Source organism: Actinoalloteichus spitiensis RMV-1378 (assembly GCF_000239155.1).
GTDB lineage: Bacteria > Actinomycetota > Actinomycetes > Mycobacteriales > Pseudonocardiaceae > Actinoalloteichus_B > Actinoalloteichus_B spitiensis.
Map to the genome: position 1 here is coordinate 1 of NZ_AGVX02000737.1, position 2,611 is coordinate 2,611.

The following is a 2,611-nucleotide window of genomic DNA, read 5'->3' on the forward strand; positions in this document are numbered from 1 at the left end:
GTGGTCGCCGTGCCCAAACCCGTGCTGAGCGTGGCGGCCGGCCTGCTGTTCCCGCCAGGGCCCGCCGTGGCGTTGACCGTGCTCGGGTCGACCGGCGGGGCGGTGCTGTCGTTCCTGCTCGCCCGCCGGCTGGGCCGACCGGCCCTCGGGGACGTGCTGGACCGGCCCGGGCTCCGGCGGCTGGCCAAGCTCCTCGACCGGGGCGGCCTCGTCGGCATCCTCCTCCTGCGGCTGGCCCCGGTGCTGCCCTTCGCCCTGGTCAACTACGGAGCCGGCCTGCTGGGCACCCGTCTGCCGCCCTTCGCCCTGGGCACCGCTCTCGGTGTCATCCCCGCCAGCGCGGGCTACGTGCTGGTCGGCGACCTCGCCGCCGCGCACCTCGGACACCCCGCCCTGACGGCCGTGGTCGCGCTCGCCCTCGGCGTGGCGGCGGTCCACCTCGTTCGACGACACCGCCGACGCCTGCCGCCCCACCACCGGCCGTCGGGCACCCGCCGGCCGGAGCGCGGCACCCCGAAGCGGGCCTCGACCCCTGAGGACCCCCGGGGGAGGCCCTTCCCCCGATCGGAGCCGGCAACGTTGTCATCCCGGGAGACGACGGATCGCGGCCGATTCTACGAAAAGGAACCCAGCCGAACAACAGCGCCATTCGCGTCGTATTCCACTGCCCCGCAAGCTGCCGGTCAGGCGCTGCCACTCGTCCGAACGGCAGGACGGGAACAGGCAGAACGAGTAGTCCGGAACCTACTGTTGACTTCGTCCGTGGAACAACACTAAGAAAGCCCCAGAAGAAACATCAGGGAAACAGGTGGAACATTTCGGCGCCGTCGCGGAACCGCCGCGCGCCGCCGCGACGTATTCGCTGACGGAAGGGTTTTCCGATGCCGGACTCACCATCGACCGGTTCGGCGTCGACCACGTCGAACATCGCGATTCCCCGTTCGACGCCCACGCCGCGCCGCCGCACCCTCCTCACGGCACTGGCCACCACCACCGCGCTGACCGCCGCCGCCTGCTCCGGTGACGCGGGCACCGGGCCGACGACGAACTCCCTCACCATCTACGACGGCGCCACCGGCCAGTTCTCCAGCAACTTCAACCCGTTCTTGGAGACCTCCAACGGCGCCGCGCGCGGCATGATCCACGAGACGCTGCTGTTCTTCAACCGCGCCGCCGCCGACGACATCCGGCCCATGCTCGCCGAGGACCACTCCTGGTCCGAGGACGGCACCACCGTCACCTTCACCCTCCGCGACGACGTCCGCTGGTCCGACGGGGAACCCTTCACCAGCGACGACGTGGTGTACACCTTCGAGGCGATGGCCGAACACCCGGGCCTGAACAGGGCCGCCCTGCCCATCGCCTCCGCCACCGCCCACAGCGAAACCGAAGTGTCGATCACCTTCGACCGGCCCTCCTACAGCGACCTGTGGTTCATCGCCGGCCAGACCTACATCGTCCCCGAACACCACTGGGCCGACATCGAGGACCCGGTCACCCACCTCAACTCCGACCCCGTCGGAACCGGTGCCTTCGCCCTCGACTCGTTCTCCGCGCAGAGCATCGCCCTGGCCGCCAACACCGACTACTGGGACCCGGAGAAACCCCACCTGGACACCATCCGGTTCGTTTCCCACAGCGGGAACCAGACCGCGCTCTCCGCGTTGCAGGCCGGGCAGGTCGACTGGTCGGGAATCTTCATCCCCGACGTGGAGAACACGTTCGTCAACCGGGCGGAGGGAAACGTCTCCCTCGCCGTCCCCCAGTTCATCACCGTGTTGATGCCCAACCTGGAGGAGGGCCCCACCCGGGACCGCGCCGTCCGCCGGGCCCTCTACTACGGGATCGAACGCGAACAGGTCAACGACCTCGCCTTCGAGGGCTACCACGAACTCCCCTCACCCGCGCAGATCATCCTGCCCCGCGACGAGGCGTGGCTCGCCGAGGAGTTCCGGGGGGAGGTCGCCGGCCACGAACCCGACCGGGCCCGCCGAATCCTGGAGGACGCCGGCTACCAGGAGGGCACCGACGGCGTGTTCGTCTCCCCCGACGGGGAACGCCTCAGCCTGGACGTGAAGGTCGTCACCGGCTACACCGACCAGATCAACGCCATCCAGGTGATGGCCGACCAGCTCGCCGAGGTCGGCATCGAACTGCGCACCCAGGAGGTCTCCCGGGCCGCCTTCGTCTCCGACCGGGACAACGGCCGGTTCGACCTCGCCATCGACAGCCTCTACGGCGGGCCGGACCCCTTCGGCCTCTACGACGACTTCCTCAACAGCGCCGCCGCCGCGCCCCTCGGCGAACCCGCCTCCAAGAACTACGCCCGGTTCCGCGACGACGACGTCGACGAGGCCCTCACCCGCATCGCCGGCACCGACGACCAGGACGCCCACCGCGAGGCCTACGCGACCATCCAACGTCGGGTCGCCGAGGAACTGCCCTACATCCCCGTGCTCCAAACCCACGGCGTCGCCCAGTTCGCCGGCGGCAGGATCACCGGCTGGCCCAGCGAGGACGACCCCTACGCGCTGCCCATGCCCTACAGCTATCCCGACATCGGCGTCGTCGCCGCCAACCTGCGCCCCGCCGGGTGACGCCGTGACACCCA

Annotated in this window: 2 protein-coding genes; both read left to right on the forward strand. The window is 70.2% G+C overall.

Annotated elements, in window-relative coordinates; all coding sequences use genetic code 11:
• The coding region (locus tag ACTIDRAF_RS32255) for a TVP38/TMEM64 family protein (RefSeq protein ID WP_157163265.1) at positions 1 to 777 on the forward strand (777 nt) is incomplete at its 5' end.
• 104 nt (positions 778 to 881) lie between these two features.
• Complete coding sequence (locus tag ACTIDRAF_RS0224685; protein WP_016701342.1) at positions 882 to 2,597, forward strand: ABC transporter substrate-binding protein; 1,716 nt, start codon at positions 882 to 884, stop codon at positions 2,595 to 2,597.
• Positions 2,598 to 2,611 lie beyond the last annotated feature (14 nt).

What these genes read in the sequence shown, in the direction of transcription:
- ACTIDRAF_RS0224685 (WP_016701342.1), top strand. Translation starts at nt 882, where the DNA reads ATGCCGGACTCACCATCGACCGGTTCGGCGTCGACCACGTCGAACATC.